Here is a 23,775-nt window from a genome sequence, read left to right as displayed (position 1 = left end):
AATTTTACTTTATCATCTCAAGTTTGGCTTTGCAGGCATCTTTGTAAGCACTTGTGAAATTTGAGCCAACGCATTCGTTTAGATAGGGCTTAGCTAGCTTATACTGCTTTTGTCTGATGTAAATTTCACTTGCTAAATTTAGAGCATGCAAGCGGTCTTCTGGCTCAAGCTTCATATTTAGTATAAATTTTGCCTCATCAAGCGCCTCATCAAGATTATCTGTCTTTAGCGAAGCCTCCGAATAGTCAAAATTTAGCTTTGGTGAAAAGGTATTTATCTTGGCTCTAGTTTGCAGCTCAAGCGCCTTTTTAGCGTAGGTTGCAGCGATAGCATAGTCGTTGCTCTTCATCGCATAGTCACTTATAGCCGCATACGCCTCGATGATCTTAAAGTCCTGCCCCCTTAGCTGCTCGATCGCACTGATCGTTGAGACCGCCTCGGTAAAGCGCTTTAGCGCAAGCAGCGAGTAAAATCTATCAAAAAGCGATGGCGTAGGATCCGAGTACTCGACCGCTGAGCCAAGCGAGAGCGCGTCATTTGCCGCAGTGATCGCATGCTCGTAGTCTTTATTTTTATATAAAATTTTGCTCAAATTTACCAGCCACTCGACTCTATCTTCTAAATTTTCATCCTTTACATGCGCCTTTGCAAGCTCTAGCGCATCGTTGTAACGCGCCGTTCTAAAGTAGCAGTTAAATAGCTTAAACTGCGGCAAAGAGACCTTGCTCACATCGTAGTTTTCTAGTAAATTTACAACCGCCGTGCAGTCATCTTTGATGAAAAACTCTTTTGTAAGCTCAAGCGCAGCCTCATTTACTAGCTCCATTGCCCGGCTTAAATTTTCATCTTTTGCGAGGTTGTTGTAAGCCAGCGCATCGGCAAATTTACGCTCTTTTAGATCAAGCTCAAGCTCGCTAATTAGTGCCTTTTGGCTGATATTTGTGCCGGCATATTTTTCGATAAGATCTTTATATCTTGCGTGAAGTGCAGTGGCATTTTTGTCGTCCTCTTCAAAAAATAGCCCATCCTTTGCCTTAGCGACCTCATCGATATAATCGCCATATTTAAACTCTTTTTCGTATCTGTTTAGATACTCATACGCCCTTTTTTCATCTTTGGTTTTGGCTAAATTTAACGCTAAATTTTTTAATGCTGCCTCGTAAAAATCCTTTGTCCTATCGCTATTATTTACCAAAATTTCATAAATTTTAGCAGCCACATCTGGCATATCTTTGCTGGCAAATGTATAGGCTAAATTCATCGATTTTGTCGGATCGTTCATGAAAAATTTTTCATTTGCATTTGCGATCTTTAGTACAAATTTCTTCGCCTCGTCAAATTTCTCTTTATCGATATTTGCGTCTGCTAGACTTAGCGCAGCTCTACTTGCAAGGTCGATGTCGTTTGTGGAGTAGAGCACCTTTTCATAGTCGCTTAGCGCCTCTTTTTGCCTGCCTATTTTATATAGGTAGTCAGCATAATCAAGCGTGGCAAGCTTTGTAAATTTAGACTCTGCGTGCTCTTCGCTTAGTATGTCAAGCATATATTTTGCATCACTTGCGATGCTATCTTTGAGGTAAGCTCTGGCGATGAGATATAGCACCTCAGAGTAGTTCTCATCAGAAGGGAATTTTCTTATCCATGCTCTGCCCTCGCTTACGATATCCTTTGGCTCAAGCCCCTCAAACTCGCTCTTTGTCTCAAAAATTTTATCAAGCGCTCTTAGTCTAAAAAGTAAAAACTCACTTGAGAAAAGACTAGCTGGGTGCCTTTTCATCGCTGTTTGCGTATCTTTTACCACGCTTTCATAAGCGCCCTTTTCGTAAGCTCTTTTTATATTTATGTAGATGTCTATATCGTTGCTATCAAGCCCAGCGATAGGCGCTTTGTTAAGATCAAGCGCTCCGATGCTTGGACTTAGCATATCTCTAAAATCAGGCGAAAAATTTAGCCCAGATACTCTTTTGTTGTTTTCGCTAAGTGAAGTGTCGATGATAATGCTAAAGTGCTTTGAGATGGTCGTCTTTGGCGTATCTTGCACGCTTGGACTGCTGTAAAGCTCAGTTTGAACATTTAGAAGTTTTGAAGGCGCCTTTGGCATAATGACGATGAAGAGCTTGCCGTCTTGCTTTTTATATTTTATGTCCATTAAAGGCAGTGTCGTATCTTCAATCTTTGGCAAGATCCCATCATCGAGCATACAAACGTAGCGCTTCGTGTCATAGGCTAAAATTTGCTCCACGCATTCAAATTCTTTCTCGTCGCTTAGCTGAAGGACGCTATAAGGCTTATTTGCGTTTGCGCCGCTGTTTAGGCTAAGGCTAAAGGCGGATAGATAAAGCGGTAAAAATAAGATGGTTAAGAGCTTTTTCATGCCGCCATTATAGTTAAATTTTCTAAAATCCTGAAGCAAAGACAAAATGCTCGATAAATTCCAAAATCGCCCCAGAAAACAAAAAGGCAAAGACCGTGCCAGCAACGGCAACTCCAACGATCACTTTTAGCGCCATCGAGACATTTGAGATGTAGATATTTTTATCTTTTACGATAGGCTCTTTTAAAAACATAAAAACGATGAGCTTTAGGTAGTAATAAATAGCAATCGCTGAGTTTATCATGATGATGAGGCTAAGCACGACGTAATCAGACTTTATGAGCGATGAGATAAGCACCATCTTGCCCCAAAATACGCTAAAAGGCGGTATGCCAGCAAGGGCGATCATGAAAATTCCCATTATCACGGCGTAACTTGGCAAAATTTTAATAAGCCCTGAAAATTTCTCATACGGATGTTTAAAGCGCTTGTCCCAGCAGACGACGTCATCGCACCTTGCCACCCAAAGCATAGAAAATGCGCCCAAATTTGCAAACAAAAACATGATCCAGTAGAAAAACAAGGCGACATTTGCCTCGTGAGAATTTGCCACAAGCGCGCAAAGCACGACACCAGCGTGAGCTATCGAGCTAAAAGCTAGCATCCTTTTGACGTCTTTTTGCACTAGCGCCATGATGTTTGCAAGGCTCATCGTAAGCACGGCGATGATGTAGAGCATATCTTTTATCCATGAAATTCCAGAGCCCTCAAGCATCGCAAAAATTCTTAATGCGACTATAAATCCAGCAACCTTTGGCACGATCGACATATAGCCTGCAAGCGGGGCATTTGAGCCCTCATAAACGTCTGGTATCCATGTGTGAAATGGTATGAGCGAGAGCTTAAATCCAATGGCTGAAGCTATGAAAACGCAGCCAAGAAGGATTATTAAATTTTGATTTAGGCTAAGATCTTTTATGACAACACCTATACGAGCGATGTCTATTGAGTTTGTTGCTAGATAAAACATCGCTATCGCCATCGCAAAAAAGCCAGCCGAGAGCGAACCCATTGCGAAGTATTTGATAGCGGCCTCGACGCTTTTTGCCTTGTTGTGAAGGGCGATTAGGGTGTAGAGGCAAAGCGAGCTGATCTCAAGACCTAAAAAGATGATGAGTAGGTTGTTTGAGCTCACCATAAATAAAAATCCAGCGATCATAAACAAAAATAGCGCGTAGTACTCGTAAATTTTATACTCAAAATACTCTTTTGTGCTAAGTGCAAGAGGGATGAAAAGGGCTGAGGCGATTAGGATAATGATCTGCGAGATGATAGAAATTCCATCGACTAGGAGCATATCCCAAAAGCTTAGGCTAAGCCCGTTAAAATCAAGCGTAATGCCTAAATTTACAAATATAGCGATGATGCAAAATACGCAGTAGAAATTCCTCGAAAGATCCTTTTTTATCGCTCCAACTATGAGGATAAAAAGTGCAAAAACCATCATGCTAAGCATCGGCGAGAGTGATTGCAAAGAGATCTCATTTAGGTCTAAAAAGGCTATTTCGTTCATAGTTTGCTCCCACCATTTAAAGATGAAATTTTATCCTTTGTGCCGCTATTTACAGCTCTAGTTTGCATTTTGCTTATGACATTTTGCACGCTTGGCTCAAGCGGCTTTAGTATCAGATTTGGTGCGATACCAAGGGCAATTATTAGCAAGCAAAGTGGCACAAGAGCGGCTAACTCTTTAAAATTTAGATCTTTTAGACTTAAATTTTTCTCCTTGCACTCGCCAAAAAAGACCCTTTTATAAAGTACTAGCATATAAACAGCGCCCACGATGATGCTAAAGCCACCAAGTAGCGCAAAGAGCTTGTTTAGCTTAAATACGCCAAGCAAGCTTAAAAACTCGCCCACAAAGCCAATGGTTAGTGGCAGACCGATACTTGCAAGCGTTGCTATAAAAAATATGAGTGCATACTTTGGCATCACCTTGGCAAGGCCGCCAAATTCGCAAATTTCTTTTGTGTGAGCTCTCTCGTAGATGACGCCAACTAACAAAAATAGCGCGCCACTAACGATGCCGTGGCTTATCATTAAAAATATCGAGCCACCAAGGCCTATTAAATTTAGTGAAAAGATGCCAAGCATGATGACGCCCATGTGTGAAATGGAGCTATAAGCGATCACTTGCTTCATATCGCTTTGTGCGTAGGCAACGAGGGCTGCGTAGATGATCATGATGATAGCTATGACACAGACAAAGCCACTTAAAAGTAGGCTCGCGTCTGGAAAAAGTGGGAGTGAAAATCTTACAAAGCCGTAAGTGCCCATCTTTAAAAGCACGCTAGCAAGCAAAACTGAGCCGATAGTCGGGGCCTGTCCGTGTGCATAAGGTAGCCACGTGTGAAATGGAAATAGCGGAGTTTTCACGCCAAAAGCAAAGAAAAATGCTAAAAATAGCCAAATTTGAGCATTTTCTCCTATGCCAAGCTTGTACCAATCAAGCAAGTTAAAGCTAAATACGCCGCTTTTTTGATAGCACAGATAGCCGATAAAGATGATCGCTACTAGCATAAAGACAGAGCCTAAAAATGTGTAGATGAAAAATTTAATCGCAGCGTAAATTCTATTTTTACTGCCAAATGCGCCGATAATATAAAGTAGCGGTATGAGGCTAAGCTCCCAAAAGCTGTAAAACAAGATCATATCAAGCGCGCTAAAGACGCCCATCATCGTGCTCTCTAAAAATAGCACGCTAATAACAAGGTGCTTTAAATTTCCATCATCGCTAAGGGCTGCGATAGAGATGAAGCTCATAAATGCGCTAAGGACTATAAGCACAAGCGAGATGGTATCGATGCCCACAAAATAGCTGATATTTAGGCTTGGTATGAGCGAGACTTGATGCGTTAAAACAAAGTCATAACCCTGAAAATCGACATTTACGCAGATAAAAATGGCTAGTAAAAGCTCGATTAGAGCGATGCTTGCTCCATAAAATTTGATGCTTTTATTTTCTATCAAAAAGCCAAGTATTGCGCTTATTGCTGGGAAAAATATGATGACACTTAGCATTATTTGGCTCCGTTTAATAAAAATATAAAGCTTAAAAGCAAGGCAAATCCTGCGACCATAAACCTAAGCATGATGCTTAGATCTCCGCTTTGCATTTTGTTTGCAAGATATGCAAATTTAGTAACCACAAATGCGACAAAATCGACACTTCGATCAACTATCATCTCATCAAATTTTTTACAAATTTTAGAGATAAAAGCGTAGCCATTTATAAAAAATTTCTCATAAAATTTTGGTATAAAGTAGGCATTTTGCAAAATTTTATAAACTCTACTTTCGCAAATGCTCTCTTTAAAAATTTCTTTTTTATAGGCAAAGACTGCAAAGCCAGCGCTTGCAAGCACTAAAGTAAGCGTTAAAACGAGTAAGAAAATTTCACTGCTGTGAGATAAATTTAGCTTAAAATCCCCAAGGCTGTTACTTAAAAACTCGCTAAAGTTGCTCCAAAAAAAGCCGCTGATGACTGAGAGAACGCCAAGCACGCTCATGCCAACAAGCATGTAGTTTTTGGCTTCATGTGCGTGCTCATCGCTCTTTGGCCTTGCAAAAAATACTAGCATGACAAGCCTAAAGCTATAAAATGCCGTAAGCACCGCGCAAAAGAGCAAGACGGCCCACAAAATTTGATCTTTGCTAAAGGCGACTTCTAAAATTTTATCTTTTGAAAAAAAGCCAGCAAATGGATAAAATCCAGCCAGTGCGCAGCTTGCGATGATAGAAAGTAACGCAGTTGGCTTCATAAATTTATAAAGCCCACCCATTTTTTTGATATTTAGCTCATCATTCATCGCGTGCATAACGTTGCCAGCGCACAAAAAGAGCAGCGACTTAAAAAATGCGTGCGTGACAAGGTGAAAAAGTGCGATCTTGTAAGCCCCTAGACCAGCAGCTACAAACATATATCCAAGCTGCGAAAGCGTCGAGTAGGCGACTATCTTTTTAAGGTCGTTATGCACTAGCGCGATGCTTGCGGCAAATATCGCTACAAATGCACCAAGGCAGGCGATAAAGTGCGATACTTCAGGCACATTTGCAAAGATGAAATTTGCGCGTATGACTAGATAGACGCCAGCTGTTACCATGGTCGCAGCGTGGATGAGCGCAGAAACCGGCGTTGGCCCCTCCATGGCGTTTGCAAGCCATGTGTGAAATGGGAACTGCGCACTTTTACCCATGGCACCTATGAAAAGAAGTGTGGCGATGATGCCTAAATTTAGCCCAGAAAGGTCGCTTCTAGCGTTAAAAACCTCGCTAAATTTAAGCGAGCCAAAGCTATAAAATATATAAAAGATACCAACAAGCATGGCAAGATCAGCCACTCTGTTCATCACAAAAGCTTCGTTTGCAGCGACGTTTGCGCTAGGCCTTTTATACCAAAAGCCTATGAGCAGCCAAGAGCAAAGCCCAACGCCTTCCCAGCCGATAAAGAGCCCTATGAAGTTATCACTTGTTACAAGGACGTTCATACAAAAGACAAAGAGCCCAAGGTAGCTAAAAAAGCGGTTAAAGCTCGCGTCATCTCTCATGTAGCCAATGGAGTAGATATGCACGATGCTAGCGACCACGCCCACGGTGCTAAGCATCACAAGGCTGATCGCGTCAAGGTAGAAGCTAAAGCTAAGATCAAGCGAGCCTAAGTTTATAAACTCTTTTAGGGTTAAATTTAGTGGCTCATCTACGCTAAGACTAGCCGTTAGCATGAGTGAAGCTGTGGCGCTAACGATCATGAGAAGCGAGCAAAAAAGACCGATAAATAAATTCTTACTGCTATGCGAAAAGATGCCAGCTATGATGAAGCTAAGAAGCGGGAAAAATAGCGAAATACAAAATAAAATCATCTCTTAGCCTTTCATATTTGTCATCGACTCTAGGCTTATGCTACCAGTCTTTTTATACCAAAGCACGAGCAGACCTAGTCCCACGGCGACCTCGCTAGCGGCGATGGCTACTATAAAAAATGCGATGATCTGCCCAGTTAGGTCAAAGTAGTATTTCGAGATAGCAGCAAGTGCGATGTTTGCTGAGTTTAGTAAAATTTCACTTGAGAAAAATAGCATTATCAAATTTCTTCTTCTCATTATGCCAACTAGCCCTATGACAAAGACCAGACTTGCTAGGATGAGGTAGTGAGTAAGGCCTATCATAGCATCTCCTCAAATTTGCTTTGCGCGTCTAGGTCTTTATGTATCAAAATGATGCCAGCCACCATCGCCACAAGTAGCATGATAGCGCACATCTCAAAGGCTAGCAGATACTTGCTAAAGAGCAAAATTCCAACCGCTTCGATGTTGCCAAGATTAGCGAGGGTAGAATTTACCACCTCTTGCTTAGCGCTATAGATCGGCGCTAAAAAGATAAATATCAAAAGAAGCGCTATGAAGCTGCTTAGAAGATAGACGATGATCTTTGCTTTTTTGCCACTTTTTGGCTCGCACTCCTTGCTGGTGTCAAAAAACATCATCGCAAATGCGTATAAAACGACTACCGCGCCTGTATAGACGACGATTTGCACCACGCCTAAAAACTCAGCCCCAAGCAAGAAAAATATAGCTGAGATAAAAACCATGCCAGCAGCTAGCGCAGAGACCGCGTTTAGGGCGTTCTTGCAAAGCACGCTAAAAGAAAAACTAACTAATATAAGGGCGCTAAAAAGATAAAATGCAAAGCTCTCATACATCACTTGACCCTTTTAAATTTATATCCATCACTTCTACCTTATCTTCATTTGTAAGCGCATTTGGCGTCTTTTTTACTAGACTATTGGCATTTTTAGGTAGCGCGCCATAGCCCTCAAACTCAGCTTGTTCTTTTAAAAATTTATCATCTGTTAAAAACTCAGTCTTTGTGCCAAAGAGGATTTTGTTTTCACTTGCGACCTCGTACTCTTGCCCGCAAACTATGGCAAGCTCAGGGCAGACATCAGCGCAAAATCCGCAATAGACACACCTGCTTAAATTTATCGTGTAGCTTGCGACCTTTTTGCGGCCATCTTCACCAAGCGAAGTCTTCATCGAGATGCAGTTGCTAACGCAAATTTTCTCGCATAATCCACAGCCTATGCAGCGCTCATTTTCACTTTCAACAAATTTTAAAAGCCTATGAATCCCCCTATATCTGGCGTTTAGCTCCATCTTTTGCATAGGGTATTTTAGAGTGTGCGACTTGCTAAAGAGCATCTGCTTTAGCGTGATCTTTAGCCCCACTAAAAGATCGAGCTTAAAAGTAGCGGCGATGAAGTGCTTAAATTTATCAAATGCCCCTTTTGGCTCTATCTTTTCGTCTATCAAAATATATCTTTTCTCGCTCATTTTACGCCTTAGATAAGTAGTGCAAAGCCGGTGATTACGACATTTAAGATGCCAAGCGGAAGTAAAATTCTCCAGCAAAGCATGCTAAGCTGATCGACCCTTAGATGCGGCCACGACGCCCTCGTCCAAAGAAAAAAGAAAAAGACTAGGCTTGATTTTAAGATGATCATCAAAGCACCTGGGATAAATAAAAACTCATTAAAACCACCCAAAAACAAAAGCGTGATGATGATGCTTGCTGCGATCATGTTGGTGTATTCGCCGATAAAAAACATCGCCCATCTCATGCCACTATACTCAGTGCCGTAGCCTGCTACGATCTCGGTCTCGTTTTCTGTTAGGCAAAATGGCGTTCTGTTGCACTCCACAAAGCTTGCCATCACGAAAAGCACGAAAGCAAGGGGCTGCTTAAATATAAGCCAGTTAAATATGCCTTTTTGGTAGTTGTTTATATCAACTAGCGAGAGCGAGCTAGTCACCATGACAACGCTTAAAAGTGCCATGCCAGCGACTACTTCGAAGCTAAGAAGCGATACGACTGCGCGAGCAGCACTGATTAGTGCAAATTTATTGTAGCTTGCAAGACCTGCTGCAAGTGGCGAAAAGACGCAAACTGCTGCCACGCCAGCGATATACAAAACGCCCACGTTTATATCTGCAAGTATCGGTCTAATCGTATGCCCAAAAACCTCAAACTCAGGCAAAAATGGCACAGGCGCAAGCGCTGCAAATGCCGCGATAGCAGAGATTAGAGGGGCTATTAGAAAGATAAATTTATTTGCATTTGCAGGCACGATGTCCTCTTTTGTAAAGAGCTTTATCATGTCAGCCACGATCTGCAGTACACCAGCAGGCCCCACCATATCAGGTCCCACGCGGCGCTGCATGTAGGCTAGCACCTTTCTTTCGGCGTAGGTTGCAAGCCCTGCGAGGCTAGCCATGACGGCTAAGATGACGACTGCTTTAACAATAGTTGTTATCACAAAAAATAGCATTTCACTCATTCTCTGCCTTTATTATTTTTACGCTAGCAAAACTCTTGCCCTCAAAAATGGTGCTTACATCAAGCTTATCATCATAGTCGCCAAGATAGGCCGCCACGCCTCCTAGCTCGCTATCAAGCTCCACGCAAATGGCAAGCTTTTGCCCATTTTTTTCTAAAATGACCGCTTCATTTTGTGAAATTTCAAATTTAGCCATAAACTCGCCACTTGCGTAAAGTTTCGCGCGTTTAGCAGTTTGTGTAGCGTAGTTTGCAAAAAACGATGGCAAATTTATAGGATTTGTAAGGCTTATTAGCGCTTCGTCCTCTTTTAAATTTAGCCCACTTTGCTCTTTAAAAAGTGGCTCTATGTCCTCTTTTGGCGTGAAATTTAAAATTTCAAGTTTGTAGCCTCTATGGCTTGTGCCATCATTTGCGTAAAAATTTTCTAAATCATCAAATTTAACGCCCCTGTAACCCTTCTCTTTTGGTAGCTGCGCTGTGTAATCAATCGTATTTTTAGCCGCTATGTTAAGTGCATTTGCGATCTCGTTTAAGAAGTAGCCGTTATGTGCCAAAGCCGCATTTGTCGGCACTACTTCGTTATTTATGCTTGTAAATGTGCCCTCTTGCTGATTTAGCGCACCAGCGTCAAGGTCGCCCTCAAAGATGCTAAATTTAAACTCACCCATTTCATTGTATCCTAGCGTCTTGCCGGGCTTTTTCTCGTGTGAAAGCGTGCAAATTTTAGCCACGCCAAGCGAGTTTGTGCGAGGTGGTATCAGCATCACACGAAACGGCGTAGCTCTTGCGATCACTCCAGCAAGGGCTGCAAGTAAATTTGCATTTTCATGAGCGTAAAAATCGCTACCTAAAATGAGCGTAAATTTAGCCTTGCCTTCGCTAAGAGCTGCTACTTCTAAGTCAAAGCTCTCTTCAAATTTTTCAAGTCTAGCCTGAAGTGCTGCTGGTAAATTCTCACCCCAGTTTTTAAGCACAAAGAGTAAAATTTGCTCCAAATCCCCAGCCTCATAGCTCACACAGGTGAAATTCTTTGAAAATTTCTTCACCACCTCATCAGCGATGTGATGAAAGTAAATTCCAGCCGCTTTATTCATCTTAAGGGCGTTATTTAGCTTGTAGCTTGTAGCTGGGCTCTCATGGCGCAAGAAGCTACCAGCAGAGATGATAAAGTCGCTATTTTTTAGACTCTCATAGTCTGCGTTATATGAGCTAAAGCCGCTAAATTCGCTAAAAATATTTAAGAAATTTTGAAATTTAAAAGCCTCATCGTTTAATAAATTTAGATCAAATTTCTCTCTCAAGCGCTCTAAAATAAGCGCCTCTTCGTTTGTTATGAAGCTATTAAATTTTATATTTTTTATGTTGCCGTTTTTAAAATTTAAGACTAGCTCGTTAAATTTCACCTCATTTTTACGGGCATTTTCGTTGTGAAAGTCGTAGCCAAACCTTGCCGCACCGCTTATCTCGCCAAAGTGAAAGTCGTTGCTAACGCGGTAAATTTGCTTGCTTCTATCGCTAGTGCTTTTTTCTTTTATGTCATAAAAAATGAGTTCGCAGTCGCTTTGGTGCGGATTTGCCGCTGGGACACGGTTTAGCTCCCAGACATTTGAGTTATACTGAAAATTTGAGCTAACAAGCGCTCCAACAGGGCAGACGCTGATGCACTCACCGCAAAACGAGCAGTCCAAATTTTCGCCAGCGCTTGGGGCAATTAGGCTCTTTTGCATCTTGCTAAAGACGGCATAGGCATCTTTTGGCATGCTCTCTTTTAGCTCTTTTGGCACCTCAACGCCCCTTGGCACCGTTTTTATCGCGCTCTCGCCGATCTTATCTTTACAAACCGTCACGCATCTCTCACAGACCACGCAAAGGGCTGGATCGTAGTTTATAAGTCCCCATTTTTTGTGCGGTTTGTGCGTGTCTGTAATGGCAAAGCTTTGCTCATTTACATTTAAATGCGCCGTTAAATTTTGCAATTCACACTCGCCGCTTTTGTCGCAAACACCGCATTGAAGGGGGTGATTGACGCAGTAGGTCTGCATGATCGCATTTCGCTCAGCAGCGATCTCTGGCGTATTTGTGTAAATTTGCATATCCTCTTTGGCTTTGGCGTTGCAGCTATAGACCACTTTGCTGTTTGCCTCGACCATGCAAAGCCTGCAAGCAAGCGTTGGCGAACAGCCGCTAAGGTAGCAAAGCGCAGGGATGTAGATGCCATTTGCTCTTGCGATGTTTAGGATGCTTTCGCCCTCGTTTGCCTCTAAAATTTGATCGTTTATGGTGATTTTCATTTGCTAACTACTACTTGTTTAAATGCATATCCATCAAACTCTTTTGCGCCAAGCACGGCAACCGTGCCTTTTAGCGCTGGATCAAGCCTAAATTTAGCACTCACGCTAAAGTCTTTTGCCTTTAAATTTAAGGTTTCGCCATCCTTTGCCTTTGCCACGATGCCAAACTGCACGCCGCCAACGATCTCATCGCTTGCGTTTTTGTTTAGATAAACGACCGCTCCGTCAAAATTTTCAAGCTCTCTTAGCTCATCTACTTCTTTGACGCTTGTAAATTCTTTGACCTCGCTGCCTGCTAAGACGACATTTTTACCTAAAATTTCAAGTAGCCAAAAGATCGCCTCTTTGTCTGGATGAGTAAAGAACGAGTCATCTATGATCACGTTTTTAACGTCCTTTATCCACTCGCCAAGCTCCTCAAACTCCTCTTCTCCCACGTTGCACTCGCCACTTATGAGCCCATCATCAAGCTCGTCAAAAAACTCATTTTGCACCAAATTTGCATACTTACAAAGAAGCGCTAAGACATAGCTTATTGATCCTATCTCACAGCGGATCAAATTTTTGCCACCAAGCTCGTTATCTTCAAAGCATGAGATGTATTTAAACTCGTGCTCTTTTATCTTTTTTGCTAAATTTTTGTCGCTCAAACTTAGTAAATTTGCGATACTTAGGCTCTTGCCTGCTATTAGATCATTAAATTTCATATCTTGCCCTTTTTTATCGTTAATGCCCAATCAACTTGGTTAAATTTAAGCGAGTTCATCACCTCGCAGTTTAGGTTATAAGCCAAATTTACAGCCTTTGTGACACCGCTAAAGTCACCTATCTCAAACAAAAATATCACCACCTCGCCTGGCTCACTAGCCTTTATCTGCTGGCCAAGAGCGCTCAAAAACTCGCCCTTTAGATGCCTAAGATCGACCCTTTTCATCTATCAACCTCGCCTAAGATGATATTTGTACTGCCTATTATCGCAGCCACATCTGCCACATACTGCCCAACTAGCAGATCTTCGTAGATAGCGCAGTGCCAAAAGCTTGGCGTGCGAATTTTTAGGCGGTACGGGCTTGCGCTGCCATCTGAGTTTATATAAATTCCAAGCTCTCCCTTTGGCGACTCGCTAGCAAAGTAAATTTCGCCCTTTGGTGGCTTTAGCCCCTGAGTTATCAGCACAAAATGCTGCATCAAAGAGTAGTTTTGGCTCATGATCTGCTCTTTTGAAGCGCTCACATACTCTGGCGCGTCGGCGATGATGGCAGGGTTACTTGTCTGATACTTGCTAACACACTGCTTTAAAATTTTCACGCACTCGCGCATCTCTTTCATATAAAGCAGATATCTCGCGTAGCAGTCGCCTTTGGTGGCGTAAGGCACATCAAATTCTAGCTCATCGTAGATGAGATATGGCTCTTCTTTTCTAATGTCACGTGCGACCCCACTTGCTCTTAGCATGACGCCAGAGCAGCCGCTACTAAGGGCTAGCTCTTTGCTAATTACACCCACATCCACGAGCCTTGCTTGCCAAATTCTATTTTCACTTAGCAGGTCTTCATAAAGCGTCACATCTTTTGGAAATTTCTCGCAAAATTTAAGTAGCTCCTCGCACCAGCCATCAGGCAGATCAAGCGGCACACCACCGATCCTTATCGAGCTGTGAGTTAGTCTTGCGCCGCAGTATTTTTCTATGAGATCAAGGACGTATTCGCGCTCTCTAAATGCGTATAAAAATACGCTCATAGCGCCCACGTCAAGGGCGTGCGTAGCTAAAAACAAAAGGTGCGAGCTTATGCGGTTTAGCTCCAAAAGCATCACTCTAATGATCTGCGCACGGCGAGGCACTTCTATGCCGCAAAGCTTCTCCACAGCCGCACAAAATGCGTAGTTATTAGCGCTCGATGCTATGTAGTCCACCCTGTCAGTCACTGGGATAAACTCCTGATAGGTCATATTTTCAGCCATCTTTTCAACGCCTCGGTGCATAAAGCCAACCTCTGGCATAGCGCGCACGACCTTTTCTCCGTCAAGCTCAAGCACAAGCTTTAGCTGGCCGTGTGCGCTTGGGTGCTGTGGGCCAAAATTTAGTATCATCTTGCCGTCATTTTGCTCAAATTCTAAATTTTCAAAAAATGGTTTTAAGCGGTTTGGTGCTTGGCTCAAGGTCTTTCCTTTACTATCTGACTATCTTTAAATTTAGCCTTTTTGACAAATTTCACGCCGCCTTCTTCTTGATACTCATAGTCTTCATTTTCATCAAAAACACGTGAAAAACCAAAGGTATCTTTCTCATCCACAAAGGCTGGATCACGGTTCTCTTCGCCGATCTGCTCTCTAAACTCAGCGCCAAAAATTTTATCCACCTCGTACCATTTAGCAGCCTCGTCACCAACAAGCGGATAGCTCTTTAGTAACGGGTGCGAGTGCCAGTCATCAGGCATTATAAGACGCTTTAAATTTGGATGATCTTTGATTAAAACGCCACTTAGGTCATACATCTCACGCTCCGCCCAGTTTGCGCTTTTGTAAAGCTCGCAGACGCTTTTTAGCATCTCATCTTTTTTTACAAAGCACTTTACACGTGTGCGCCTATTTTTGCTAATGCTAAGAAGCTGATAAAATACCTCATATCCGCCTTTTTCACTTAAATAATCAACCGCAGCAAGCTCGCAAAGCTGCTCGTAGCCAAAGCCTTTTAGCGCCTCAAGAGTTTTAAAATTTTCACTAGAATTTACATATAAAACAAGCTGATCAAACTCCACGTAGCTAGATAAAATTTGCACTCCGCTTTGCTCTAAAATGGCTAACTCTTCGTCAAATTTAGAGCCTTTTGCAGCCTCTTTTGGCGTCTCTTTAGCTATATAAAATTTCTCGCTGTAGTACTGCTTTTTTTGCAGGTCGTTTTTTGGCTTATACTCTCTCATATCTCAAGCTTTCTTGGCTTTTGCGCCCTAAATGCACTTTGTTTTCTTATCTTTTTTTGAAGCATCATAAGTGCGTATTGAAGCGTCTCTGGGCGCGGGGCACAGCCTGGGATGTAGATATCAACAGGTATTATTCTATCCACACCTTGAACGGTCGAGTAGGTATTAAACATGCCTCCAGTGTTTGCGCAGCTACCCATCGAGATGACCCACTTTGGCTCAGGCATCTGGTCGTAAAGGCGCCTTGTAAATTCAGCGTGCTTTTTAGTTAGCGTGCCAGCTATGATCATCACCTCTGAGTGCCTTGGGCTCGCACGAAATATGGTGCCAAATCTGTCAAAGTCATATCTGCTAGCCCCACTTGCCATCATCTCGATCGCACAGCAAGCAAGCCCGTAGCTAAGCGCCCAAAGCGAGTTGCTCCTGCCCCACTGCACGAGCTTATCAACGGTTGTCAAAACTACCGGCAGACCGCCATTTGCAGCGTAGTTTATCTGATGCTTTGCCATTTAAAGACTCCTTTTTGCCAAGCGTAGGCAAAGCCGATGAGTAAGATCACTACAAAAAGTAGCATCTCGATGAGCCCAAATAGCCCAAGCAGCCTAAAATCCACCGCCCACGGATACATAAAGATGACCTCAACGTCAAATAAAATAAATAAAATTCCATAAAAAAAGTAGTGGATATTTATCTTATTTGGTTGTTTTACAGTTGTCGGTCCGCATTCGTAAAAGCCTACTTTTAGGCGCTCAGTGTTGCGGTTGGCTAGCTTTTTGCTTATCTTTGAGGATAAAAATGTTATCAAGCTAAACGAACAAGTAGCTAACAAAAGTATGATAAAAGCGCCAAGATAGGTGCTGTCAAGCTCTGAGTGTGACATACTTCGCCTTTTTTAATTTTTCAAAATTCTACTAAATTTAAATTTATTTGATCTTGAAATAGCTCAAGAGTAGCGCACTCAAATCCCTTTTTGTGTAAAAAATACTCTTATTTTATCTTTTCCACGGCGTCTTTTGCGGCACTTATGCGCTCAACCTCATCAAGCTCGCGCACAAAACCATCTTTTACTAAAATGATCCTAGTTGCCACGTCAAAGTAGCTATCATCGTGGCTTACGGCGATGACGCTTATGCCTTTGCTTTGCAAAAACGGCAAAATTTCTTTATAAAATTTACGCTTAAATAATGGGTCTTGATCGGCCGCCCACTCATCGAGGATAAGGATAGAGCGGTGCTCTAAGATGGCTATTAGCAAGCTTAGGCGCTTTCGCTGACCTGTTGAGAGCTGCGTGGTGCTAAGTTTATTATCCACCACACTTACCTTTTTATCTATCTCAAGCATGGCCAAGAGCCCCTCTATATCGCTTTGGCTAGCAAAGCCATCATGCGAGAGTGTCTGTGAAAATAGATAAAAATCAGCAAAAATAGCGCTTATCTTGGCTTGATAGCTTTGCAAATTTGCCTCATCTATCTTTGTGCTATCAAGGTAAATTTCGCCGCTGCTTGGGCGGATAAGTCCGCAAAGAATGTTTATAAGCGTGCTTTTGCCACTGCCATTTTTACCGATGATAAATGTTATCTCGCCGCGTTTGATCTCTAAATTTACGTCATTTAGGCTAAATTTGCCGTGGTCGTAGTTGAAATTTATATCCTTTAGCTTGATGCTTTGCCATTCATCGCTTAGGCTATCATCAAATTTAAAGCCTTCTTTAAATTCATTTAAATTTAAACTCATGATCTTCTCTAAACTCACTTTTGCGCTAAGTGCGGCTGGTATGGAGCCCACCATACTCATAAATGAGCCTCTTAAAAATAGTATCGTTAGGCTTATGCTAAGTGCTGTTTGCAGGCTCGCCCAGCCAAATGCCACGCATAAAAATACACAAAGTCCGACTGAGCCAAGTAGTATTACGTTTGTGAAATTATCACTTAGCGCGTGAAATACGTCAGCCTTTACCATGCTTTGGCGCTTTTTGTCGCCTGTCAAATTTAGCTCATCAAAGCAAATTTGCGCTCTTGCCCTGTTTAGACTAAGCTCTCTGTGCCCTTCAACAATGTCATCGTAGTGTCTTTGCAGCGCGTCATCTTGCGTCCTTGAGTCTTTAAAGTAAAAGTGGATCTTTTTCATCAAAAGCGTGTTTATAAAAAGTGTCGCACCGATCCAAACGGCTAGAAATATAAAAACCTTTGGCGCGATGTAGGCTAGATAAAAGCTGGCACAAATGATGAAAACTAGGCTTTGTATAAAGCCAGTAGCGCTCATAAAGGCAAATGTGATCGTCTTTATGTCGTTGTTTAGACTGGCTATGATCTTTGCCTTGCCGATCTCGTTTATCACGCTATTTGGCGTGTCTAAAATTTGCTTTACGCTTTGATATCTAAGCTCGTAGATAAATTTATGTCCAAAATTTGTAAGCGAGATGTTTGCAGCGATGGCGCTTATGAAAAATAAGACCAAGATAGCTATAAATTTAACCGCCACAAAGGCGTCAAATTCTTTTAAATTTACAAGTTCATTGTTGATAAAAGAGAGCGTCCAGACGCCAAGGCCGCTAAAGGCAAGCGTCAGGATCACTATTTTGACTATTGAAAAAAGATTGCTTTTTATTAAATTCGCAAGCATTACATCGCAGCGCGTGGCTGAATGATGTTTTGGTCAAATTTTTGCTCGGTATCTTCACTCATGATGTGAAGCACCTTACTACGTTTGATCTTTGCGTCATCCTTAAATATCGCGCGCACCTTGTCCATGCCAGCGTAGAAGTCGCGCATGAGCACGACGCAGATGTATTTGCCAAAAAATGTTGGCTTGATAACGCCATTTTCTTCGTAGATCGCATTTACAAGTTTTAGCAAGCTAAGCTCGACAAATAGGTCTTTGTTGATGTTTGCGTTGTTTTGCTCGTTGTAGGTTTTAATATCCACGGCGCCGTCAAAAAGCCTTGTTAAAAATGTATATTTTAGTCTCTCTTTTTTGCTAAATGCGCATTTTGCGATGACTGGGCTTTGTCTTTCTTTGACCTTTCTGCCGTAGTCAAGTAGGTTAAAGGCATTTATCACAAGCTCACCGTTTAAGAAGCTAAATGCCCCGCTACCAACGCCCACGTACTCTAAATTTGAGCCTACATATTCGTCGCGAAGGTCAGCGCTTTTTTCATTTGAAAATGCCCAAGCGTTGCTTTGCCTATATCCGCCTTTAGCAAATTCGCTCACGATGATCTCATAAAATTCGCGCTCATTATCAACGTTTGAGACGCCAAGTGCGCGAGCGATGTTCTCTCTTGTTAGCTCTGATTTCATGAGCGGATAAAATGTTATTTGCTGCGGAGATATTGATTTTGCGACATTTACGTCGTTTATGATCTGCTCTTTTGTTTGATTTGGCAGGTTAAAGATGAGATCAAGGCTGATAACTGGGATCTTGCCAAGAGCCTGCTCTATCTTTCTTTTTGTCTCCTCGGCCGAGCCAAATTTATCATATCTGCCAACCCTTTTTAAAGTCTCATCATCAAAGCTTTGCACGCCTACGCTTAAGCGGTCGATGAGGCCGTCAAAGCGGCTGAGGCTCTCTGGCGAGATGTGATTTGGGTCGCTCTCGGCTGATACGTCTTCGATGCTAAAGAGATCTTTTGCGAGTTTTAGCGTTTTTTCAAGCTCTGGCTCGTTTATAAGCGTCGTGCCACCGCCCACATAAAGTGATGTAAAGTCAAAGCCAGCCTCCTTTGTCTGCCTCATCTCCTCGCGTAAATTTTCAAAGTAAATTTTCGCAAGCTCCTGCTCGTAGTGGTACTTGTGAAACGAGCAATACGGGCAAAATGTGTGACAAAACGGCACGTGAGCGTATAGCATGTACTTTTTGTCTTTTTTTGGAGTTTTGGTGTAAGTCGTGTTTAAAATGTCTATGTTAAATTCGTTATATAGCGATTTTTGTATAGAATTATGAGCGTAATTTACAGCAAAACTCTCAACAATATTTTTAAAAATCATAATTAATCGCCTTAAATAAGTTAGTTTTAATTTAGTCCATTAGGATAGCCAAATTTTAATAAATTTAGCCTTGTAGTAACGTAAATTTTGAGTAAAAAATGCAATCATTTTTAAATTTTTCATTTTTGCAAACCTGCGATTTTTACATATCTGGCTCGCTTTTGCTCTATAAATTTATGCTTAGCCTACTTTTCTTTAACCCTTGATATGACCTTGCTTGAGTCAAGCTCAAATTTCACTCCATCTTTTGTCTGCAGATAGTAAAATTTACCGATATTGCAAAGCGACTTCACATCATAAATTTTAACCGCTTTTTCATCTATCTCACAAGGCGTTTGCTCTTTGTCTTTTGCATCACAAAGTGAGCTTGGTAGCGCCTTTAACGCACTTTTATCCACAAGTAAAAATTTATAATCCACGTCGCCTATGTTAAAGGTTTTTGCTGTGTATTTTATAAACAAAAGCGAGTTTGAAACGATCATAAGCGAAAGTGCAGTGTAGAAAACAAATGAAAAATCCCTTGTCTCTTTGATGCTAGAAGCACCCAGTATAAAAGAGAGCATGAACGAGCAAAAGAGTATCCAAAGTGCCAAAAGTCCGCCATTTTTTAAGATAATAACTGAAATTATAAAGAGTAAAATCATGAGAAATGACAGAAGATAGATGATAAATTTTGATCTATCTTTAAAGAAAACTGCCAAATTTACTCCAACGTAGGAAAGTAAAAACATCGACAAGATAGTGCTACAGCCGTAGTTTAGCTTGTAGCCTGCAAAGGCCAAAATGGCAAAAGAGATGAGCGTTAAAATGTAGATGAAATTTGAGTTATAAAAAAATAGAAATTTTGGCTTTTTAAATTTATGCTTTTTATCGTCGTTTTGGTACAAAAATGAGACAAAAACGAGGACCAATATCTCAAAAACAGTGATAAATGCGGTTGCGCAAAATAGCAAGATGCCTGTAAATATCATCTCCGAGCTATCTAAACTCGGAAAATATCCGACCTCAAAACCAAAATATAAAAAGTAGCAAAGCACGCTGATGATAGGCACTATGAAATTTGAGTGTTTGAAGAAATTTGCGACGCACTCTTTTATAAAATTTGCCTTTAAATTTGCCGAGTGCTCGCTCAAATGGCTCTCGAAAAACGAGTTTAAAAGTAGTTCATTTTTGACCTTTTCAAGCTCCTCTGGCTCTTTTGAGAGCGCCCTTTTGTAAATTTCATAGTTTTGCTCGTCAAAGTCCTTTATGATCTCATCTTTGATATCTAAAATAACAAGAGTGATCTGCTCTTTTATCTCGCCGAGCCTTTTTGAAACTTCAGCAAAATTTGTCCTATTTAGCCTGTCAAAAAGATCATTTTCTTCGTTTAAAAGAGCGATCAAACGCGCTTGTTTGCTGCTTCTTATCTCGCAGTTTGAAAAATTTGCCTTTATAAAATTTACAAATTTCTTAGCGCTTTTAACGCTCTCATCTTTTTCATCTAAAATGTCTTGATAGCTCAAATTTTGCCTCTTTCTACTAAATTTACAAATTTAACTAGCTAAGCACCTTTGCGATTTCGCTCCAGCCTATTTGCCCAGCAAGTTCAGCTGCGGTTTTGCCGCTTTTTGTGCGGGCGTTTTTGCTAGCGCCGTTTTCTAGCAAGAGATTTACGATCGTTAAATTTCCAGCAAGTGCCTCGTGATGAAGCTGCGTAAAACCAAGTTCGTCGGTGTCTGTGACCATACTTGGATGCGCTTTTATATACTGCTCCACCTGGCCACGCATATTTTTGCTCATCGGATGCTCGATCAAATTTTCTGGGTGCTCTTTTTGCTCGAAAACTACCAAAATGTCGTTGTAATCGCCAAAGTCAAGCCCCCAAGCCGCGTCATGCTCGGCTAGCTCATCTTTTTGCATGCGTGAGCGCATCGCCTGCACGCTAAATCCGCCATAAGCACGTCCATCTATCGCAAAGAGCCAGTCGCTCATATCGGTAAATTTTGCACTTATTTGATCGCCGACTTTCACGTTTTGCACGGCGTCAGGCTCATTTACGAGCGTGCCATATATCGTTTCGCCGTCAAATTCAACGTCATTTATCCACATGTGCTCGCCCACCTCTTCGCCGTTTACCACGTCTAAGAAGCAAATTTTTACCATCGCATAATCAAGCATAGGCGCGATCCTGCGGCGCTCCCAGTAAAGCTCACGCCAAAAATACCTAAAACTTTCTCTAGCCTGCTCAAATGCGTGCTGCATATAGTCTTCGTCACTACTTACAAAATAGATCGGCATCTGCTCGCCAAGGTCTATTTGCTTACCAAGGATTTTCTCAAAAAAGCCCATTTTTCATCCTTTTTTTGAATTTTTATAGATCAAATTTAAATAAAACGATAAGGCGAAATTTCATTCACGAATACGCCAAATTTTAGATATAAAATCATGCCAAATTTCACAAATTTAGCCCAAAATCCTGCGAAATTTTAAATAAAAAATTCGCACAATTATTTCGCAAAATTAGGCTAGGCGATTTGAATTTTTGTGACGGGAGTTACCGAGCTGGTAATGACCGAGCAAAAATTTAAATCAACGACGCATAATAAAGCGAAAATATGCGATATAGCCTGCGCAGCGAGAATTTTTCTAGCTCCTTTAAAAGCACTCACGAGAAGCCATTATTTTAGGTTTTTAAAGCTTATCGGAAGCTCTAGGTTCAACCCCCTAACCAGCTTTATACACTCCTGCAGATCGTCTATGCTTTTGCTTGTCACTCTGATCTCTTCGCCCCTGATCTGCGCGCTTACTTTGATCTTTGAGTCTTTGATAGCCTTGGTGATCTTTTTTGAGTTTTCGCCATCAAGCGTATCGTTTAGCTTTAGCGTCGCCTTTAAATTCCCGCCACTTGCTGGCTCTCTTTTTGTCTCTGTGATCGCCACTGGTGGGATGTTACGCTTGATGAGCTTTGAGATCACGATATCTTTTAGCGCGTCGATCTTGTTATCACTTGAGCTAAGAAGCGTGATAAATTTCTCCTTTTCATTTAGCTCTACCTCAGCCGCAAGCCCCTTAAAGTCATACCTTGCTGCGATCTCTTTTTTTGCCGTCTCAAGAGCGTTTTTAACCTCCATCATATCGACCTCGGCACTTATATCAAAGCTATGTTCGGTTGCCATTTTTATCCTTTCAAATTTATTTAAATAGCCCTTTTATCTTCTCAAAAATCGACTTTTTGCCAGTCTCTTCTTGCTCTACTGTCTCGCTAATCTGCTGCATCGCAGTTTGTGTGTAGATGATAGCTCCATTTGGATCGCAGTTAAAGAGATTTGAATATGAGCTTGATTTGTTTAGATCAAGTGGATTTGGCTCCACGACCTCAGTGGCCTCGAGCAGGCCTATTTCTAGCTCGCATGCATAGTTTAGCGCATCTAAAAATGCAGGTAAATTTTGAGCGTAAAAGCCATCAATCGCCTCTTTTATCTCGCCATCTGCTTCATAGTCAGCCTTTAGTTTAGCTACGTTTTTAGCGTTTACATAAGCGCCACAACAGTAGTTTTCGGTGATCTCATTATAAATTTCGCCACTAAATTTATCCAAAAACTCACTTGGTAAAATTTCTCGCCAGTTGCTGATGTAGTTTTTAAATTTCTCATTTTGGCGTGCCAAGGAACTTAACGCTGTGCCCCGAGTGTAGAAATACTTTCTAAAAAATCCTTGCGTGACGGCGATACAAAAGCCGTGAGTTTTGTTAAAAATTTCATCGTCTTTATATTGCAGTGCAGCGTTTAGTGTATCTTTGTACTTTTGGGCGTAAAATTCCTCTACGCCAGCCTTGCTAGCAAGTGCTAAAACCTCGTCAAATTTACCAGCCTTTGTAAGCTCAAGTGCCTCAAAATACCACTTTGAAATTTCATCTTCGCTAATGGCGTGATAGCTTATATCATAGCCCATTATCTGTTCTCATTTATGAAATTTTCGATGTTTGCGACGATCTTTGCGATGAGAGTTTTTCTAGCCTCTAAGCTGCCCCATGCTACGTGCGGGGTGATTAGTAGATTTTCTTTGTTTTTTACATTTAAAAATGGGTTATTTTCGCTCATTGGCTCACTTTCTAAAACGTCGGTGCCAAAACGCAGGTTTCTCTCATCTATCGCCCTTGCCATCGCCGCTTCATCCACTATGCCACCACGTCCTAAATTTAGCACTATCGCATCATCTTTTAGCAAATTTATCTCGTTTATACCTAGTAAATTTCTAGTCTTTTCATTTAGCGGTGCGTGGATGCTGATGATGTCGCTGCTTCTTAGTAGCTCGTCTAAGCTTTTTTGCGCAAATTCGCTATTCTTATTTGCTCCGCTTGTCGAGTAGTAGCTCACGTTTGCGCCAAATGCACGTGCCGCTGCCGCCACGCCGCGTCCTATCTCGCCAAGTCCGATGATGCCAAACTCTTTGCCAGCGATCTCGCTGATATCTGCGCCAAGATAGGTGAAAATTTCGCTTTTCACCCACTCGCCACTTTTTACGTAGTGATCGTAAAATTCGATACGATTTGTTAGCTCAAAAAGCAAGGCAAACGTATGCTGCACGACGCTTGCGGTTGAGTAGCCAGCGACGTTTTTAACGGCTATATTTTTAGCTTTTGCATGCTCTAGATCGACATTATTCATACCAGTTGCGCTTATGCAGATGAGCTTTAAATTTAGCGCATCCATCACGGCTTTGTCGATGATGACCTTGTTTGTGATGACGATATCAACGCCCTTTAGACGAGGCACGACCTCTTCGCTTTTTGTTTTTTGGTAGCTGATAAACTCGCCAAATTTCTTAAAAACACTAAGATCTACGTTTTCTCCAAGCGTTGCCGCATCTAAACAAACGATCTTCAT

General features: G+C 41.7%; 22 protein-coding genes. All 22 read right to left on the bottom strand.

Going from position 1 to position 23,775, the window contains the following annotated elements:
• Positions 1 to 4: 4 nt before the first annotated feature.
• Entirely contained in the window at positions 5 to 2,374 is a 2,370-nt protein-coding gene (locus CCS77_RS01135) for a tetratricopeptide repeat protein (RefSeq protein WP_035144825.1), read from the bottom strand.
• Between the two features lie 22 nt (positions 2,375 to 2,396).
• A complete protein-coding gene (gene nuoN, locus CCS77_RS01130; protein ID WP_004317979.1) occupies positions 2,397 to 3,887 on the bottom strand; it encodes an NADH-quinone oxidoreductase subunit NuoN in 1,491 nt (496 codons plus the stop codon).
• Complete coding sequence (locus tag CCS77_RS01125) at positions 3,884 to 5,395, bottom strand: NADH-quinone oxidoreductase subunit M (protein WP_107916321.1); 1,512 nt, start codon at positions 5,393 to 5,395, stop codon at positions 3,884 to 3,886. Before CCS77_RS01125 ends, nuoN begins: the two co-directional genes overlap by 4 nt.
• The gene (gene nuoL / locus CCS77_RS01120) at positions 5,395 to 7,233 is read right to left on the bottom strand and encodes an NADH-quinone oxidoreductase subunit L (RefSeq protein WP_107916320.1); all 1,839 of its coding nucleotides are present in this window, start codon (positions 7,231 to 7,233) and stop codon (positions 5,395 to 5,397) included. The genes CCS77_RS01125 and nuoL overlap by 1 nt, the downstream gene beginning before the upstream one ends.
• Before the next feature lie 3 nt (positions 7,234 to 7,236).
• Positions 7,237 to 7,539 (bottom strand): NADH-quinone oxidoreductase subunit NuoK, encoded by a 303-nt coding sequence (gene nuoK / locus CCS77_RS01115; RefSeq protein WP_021092799.1) that lies wholly within the window; start codon positions 7,537 to 7,539, stop codon positions 7,237 to 7,239.
• Entirely contained in the window at positions 7,536 to 8,072 is a 537-nt protein-coding gene (locus tag CCS77_RS01110; RefSeq protein WP_054196019.1) for an NADH-quinone oxidoreductase subunit J, read from the bottom strand. The genes nuoK and CCS77_RS01110 overlap by 4 nt, the downstream gene beginning before the upstream one ends.
• Positions 8,065 to 8,703 (bottom strand): NADH-quinone oxidoreductase subunit NuoI, encoded by a 639-nt coding sequence (nuoI, locus tag CCS77_RS01105; RefSeq protein ID WP_107916319.1) that lies wholly within the window; start codon positions 8,701 to 8,703, stop codon positions 8,065 to 8,067. Before nuoI ends, CCS77_RS01110 begins: the two co-directional genes overlap by 8 nt.
• An 8-nt stretch (positions 8,704 to 8,711) precedes the next feature.
• Positions 8,712 to 9,707, bottom strand: a complete 996-nt coding sequence (nuoH, locus tag CCS77_RS01100; protein ID WP_107916318.1) for an NADH-quinone oxidoreductase subunit NuoH — start codon at positions 9,705 to 9,707, stop codon at positions 8,712 to 8,714.
• Positions 9,700 to 12,000 (bottom strand): NADH-quinone oxidoreductase subunit G, encoded by a 2,301-nt coding sequence (locus tag CCS77_RS01095; RefSeq protein ID WP_107916317.1) that lies wholly within the window; start codon positions 11,998 to 12,000, stop codon positions 9,700 to 9,702. The genes nuoH and CCS77_RS01095 overlap by 8 nt, the downstream gene beginning before the upstream one ends.
• Positions 11,997 to 12,707, bottom strand: a complete 711-nt coding sequence (locus tag CCS77_RS01090; RefSeq protein WP_107916316.1) for a hypothetical protein — start codon at positions 12,705 to 12,707, stop codon at positions 11,997 to 11,999. Before CCS77_RS01090 ends, CCS77_RS01095 begins: the two co-directional genes overlap by 4 nt.
• Positions 12,704 to 12,934: an NADH-ubiquinone oxidoreductase subunit E family protein gene (locus CCS77_RS01085; RefSeq protein ID WP_107916315.1), complete on the bottom strand. Its 231-nt coding sequence runs from the start codon at positions 12,932 to 12,934 to the stop codon at positions 12,704 to 12,706. The genes CCS77_RS01090 and CCS77_RS01085 overlap by 4 nt, the downstream gene beginning before the upstream one ends.
• Complete coding sequence (gene nuoD, locus CCS77_RS01080; RefSeq protein WP_107916314.1) at positions 12,931 to 14,160, bottom strand: NADH dehydrogenase (quinone) subunit D; 1,230 nt, start codon at positions 14,158 to 14,160, stop codon at positions 12,931 to 12,933. The genes CCS77_RS01085 and nuoD overlap by 4 nt, the downstream gene beginning before the upstream one ends.
• Positions 14,157 to 14,921 carry an NADH-quinone oxidoreductase subunit C gene (locus tag CCS77_RS01075; protein WP_107916313.1) on the bottom strand — a complete coding sequence of 255 codons (765 nt, stop codon included), beginning with the start codon at positions 14,919 to 14,921 and terminating at the stop codon, positions 14,157 to 14,159. The genes nuoD and CCS77_RS01075 overlap by 4 nt, the downstream gene beginning before the upstream one ends.
• Complete coding sequence (locus CCS77_RS01070; RefSeq protein WP_012001120.1) at positions 14,918 to 15,430, bottom strand: NuoB/complex I 20 kDa subunit family protein; 513 nt, start codon at positions 15,428 to 15,430, stop codon at positions 14,918 to 14,920. Before CCS77_RS01070 ends, CCS77_RS01075 begins: the two co-directional genes overlap by 4 nt.
• Complete coding sequence (locus tag CCS77_RS01065; RefSeq protein ID WP_004318039.1) at positions 15,412 to 15,801, bottom strand: NAD(P)H-quinone oxidoreductase subunit 3; 390 nt, start codon at positions 15,799 to 15,801, stop codon at positions 15,412 to 15,414. The genes CCS77_RS01070 and CCS77_RS01065 overlap by 19 nt, the downstream gene beginning before the upstream one ends.
• Positions 15,802 to 15,908: 107 nt before the next feature.
• Positions 15,909 to 17,543, bottom strand: a complete 1,635-nt coding sequence (locus CCS77_RS01060; RefSeq protein WP_107916312.1) for a multidrug ABC transporter permease/ATP-binding protein — start codon at positions 17,541 to 17,543, stop codon at positions 15,909 to 15,911.
• A complete protein-coding gene (locus tag CCS77_RS01055; RefSeq protein ID WP_107916311.1) occupies positions 17,543 to 18,907 on the bottom strand; it encodes a coproporphyrinogen III oxidase family protein in 1,365 nt (454 codons plus the stop codon). Before CCS77_RS01055 ends, CCS77_RS01060 begins: the two co-directional genes overlap by 1 nt.
• A 185-nt stretch (positions 18,908 to 19,092) precedes the next feature.
• A complete protein-coding gene (locus CCS77_RS01050; RefSeq protein WP_107916310.1) occupies positions 19,093 to 20,412 on the bottom strand; it encodes a YrzE family protein in 1,320 nt (439 codons plus the stop codon).
• 34 nt (positions 20,413 to 20,446) lie between these two features.
• Complete coding sequence (locus CCS77_RS01045; RefSeq protein ID WP_107916309.1) at positions 20,447 to 21,238, bottom strand: DUF2314 domain-containing protein; 792 nt, start codon at positions 21,236 to 21,238, stop codon at positions 20,447 to 20,449.
• A 329-nt stretch (positions 21,239 to 21,567) separates the two neighbouring features.
• Positions 21,568 to 22,065, bottom strand: a complete 498-nt coding sequence (locus CCS77_RS01040; protein WP_021089472.1) for a YajQ family cyclic di-GMP-binding protein — start codon at positions 22,063 to 22,065, stop codon at positions 21,568 to 21,570.
• Between the two features lie 16 nt (positions 22,066 to 22,081).
• Positions 22,082 to 22,840, bottom strand: a complete 759-nt coding sequence (locus CCS77_RS01035) for a hypothetical protein (protein ID WP_103571545.1) — start codon at positions 22,838 to 22,840, stop codon at positions 22,082 to 22,084.
• Positions 22,840 to 23,775: a D-2-hydroxyacid dehydrogenase gene (locus CCS77_RS01030; RefSeq protein WP_107916308.1), complete on the bottom strand. Its 936-nt coding sequence runs from the start codon at positions 23,773 to 23,775 to the stop codon at positions 22,840 to 22,842. Before CCS77_RS01030 ends, CCS77_RS01035 begins: the two co-directional genes overlap by 1 nt.

The sequence above is a fragment of the Campylobacter concisus genome, from assembly GCF_003048375.1.
Taxonomy (GTDB): Bacteria; Campylobacterota; Campylobacteria; order Campylobacterales; family Campylobacteraceae; genus Campylobacter_A; species Campylobacter_A concisus_T.
Note: the sequence above shows the minus strand (reverse complement) of the source record. Positions and strands in the feature narration are given on the sequence as shown.

Coding starts and splice junctions, on each gene's coding strand:
- CCS77_RS01135 (WP_035144825.1), bottom strand. CDS start 2,374: ATGAAAAAGCTCTTAACCATCTTATTTTTACCGCTTTATCTATCCGCC.
- nuoN (WP_004317979.1), bottom strand. CDS start 3,887: ATGAACGAAATAGCCTTTTTAGACCTAAATGAGATCTCTTTGCAATCA.
- CCS77_RS01125 (WP_107916321.1), bottom strand. CDS start 5,395: ATGCTAAGTGTCATCATATTTTTCCCAGCAATAAGCGCAATACTTGGC.
- nuoL (WP_107916320.1), bottom strand. CDS start 7,233: ATGATTTTATTTTGTATTTCGCTATTTTTCCCGCTTCTTAGCTTCATC.
- nuoK (WP_021092799.1), bottom strand. CDS start 7,539: ATGATAGGCCTTACTCACTACCTCATCCTAGCAAGTCTGGTCTTTGTC.
- CCS77_RS01110 (WP_054196019.1), bottom strand. CDS start 8,072: ATGTATGAGAGCTTTGCATTTTATCTTTTTAGCGCCCTTATATTAGTT.
- nuoI (WP_107916319.1), bottom strand. CDS start 8,703: ATGAGCGAGAAAAGATATATTTTGATAGACGAAAAGATAGAGCCAAAA.
- nuoH (WP_107916318.1), bottom strand. CDS start 9,707: ATGAGTGAAATGCTATTTTTTGTGATAACAACTATTGTTAAAGCAGTC.
- CCS77_RS01095 (WP_107916317.1), bottom strand. CDS start 12,000: ATGAAAATCACCATAAACGATCAAATTTTAGAGGCAAACGAGGGCGAA.
- CCS77_RS01090 (WP_107916316.1), bottom strand. CDS start 12,707: ATGAAATTTAATGATCTAATAGCAGGCAAGAGCCTAAGTATCGCAAAT.
- CCS77_RS01085 (WP_107916315.1), bottom strand. CDS start 12,934: ATGAAAAGGGTCGATCTTAGGCATCTAAAGGGCGAGTTTTTGAGCGCT.
- CCS77_RS01075 (WP_107916313.1), bottom strand. CDS start 14,921: ATGAGAGAGTATAAGCCAAAAAACGACCTGCAAAAAAAGCAGTACTAC.
- CCS77_RS01070 (WP_012001120.1), bottom strand. CDS start 15,430: ATGGCAAAGCATCAGATAAACTACGCTGCAAATGGCGGTCTGCCGGTA.
- CCS77_RS01065 (WP_004318039.1), bottom strand. CDS start 15,801: ATGTCACACTCAGAGCTTGACAGCACCTATCTTGGCGCTTTTATCATA.
- CCS77_RS01060 (WP_107916312.1), bottom strand. CDS start 17,543: ATGCTTGCGAATTTAATAAAAAGCAATCTTTTTTCAATAGTCAAAATA.
- CCS77_RS01055 (WP_107916311.1), bottom strand. CDS start 18,907: ATGATTTTTAAAAATATTGTTGAGAGTTTTGCTGTAAATTACGCTCAT.
- CCS77_RS01045 (WP_107916309.1), bottom strand. CDS start 21,238: ATGGGCTTTTTTGAGAAAATCCTTGGTAAGCAAATAGACCTTGGCGAG.
- CCS77_RS01040 (WP_021089472.1), bottom strand. CDS start 22,065: ATGGCAACCGAACATAGCTTTGATATAAGTGCCGAGGTCGATATGATG.
- CCS77_RS01035 (WP_103571545.1), bottom strand. CDS start 22,840: ATGGGCTATGATATAAGCTATCACGCCATTAGCGAAGATGAAATTTCA.
- CCS77_RS01030 (WP_107916308.1), bottom strand. CDS start 23,775: ATGAAGATCGTTTGTTTAGATGCGGCAACGCTTGGAGAAAACGTAGAT.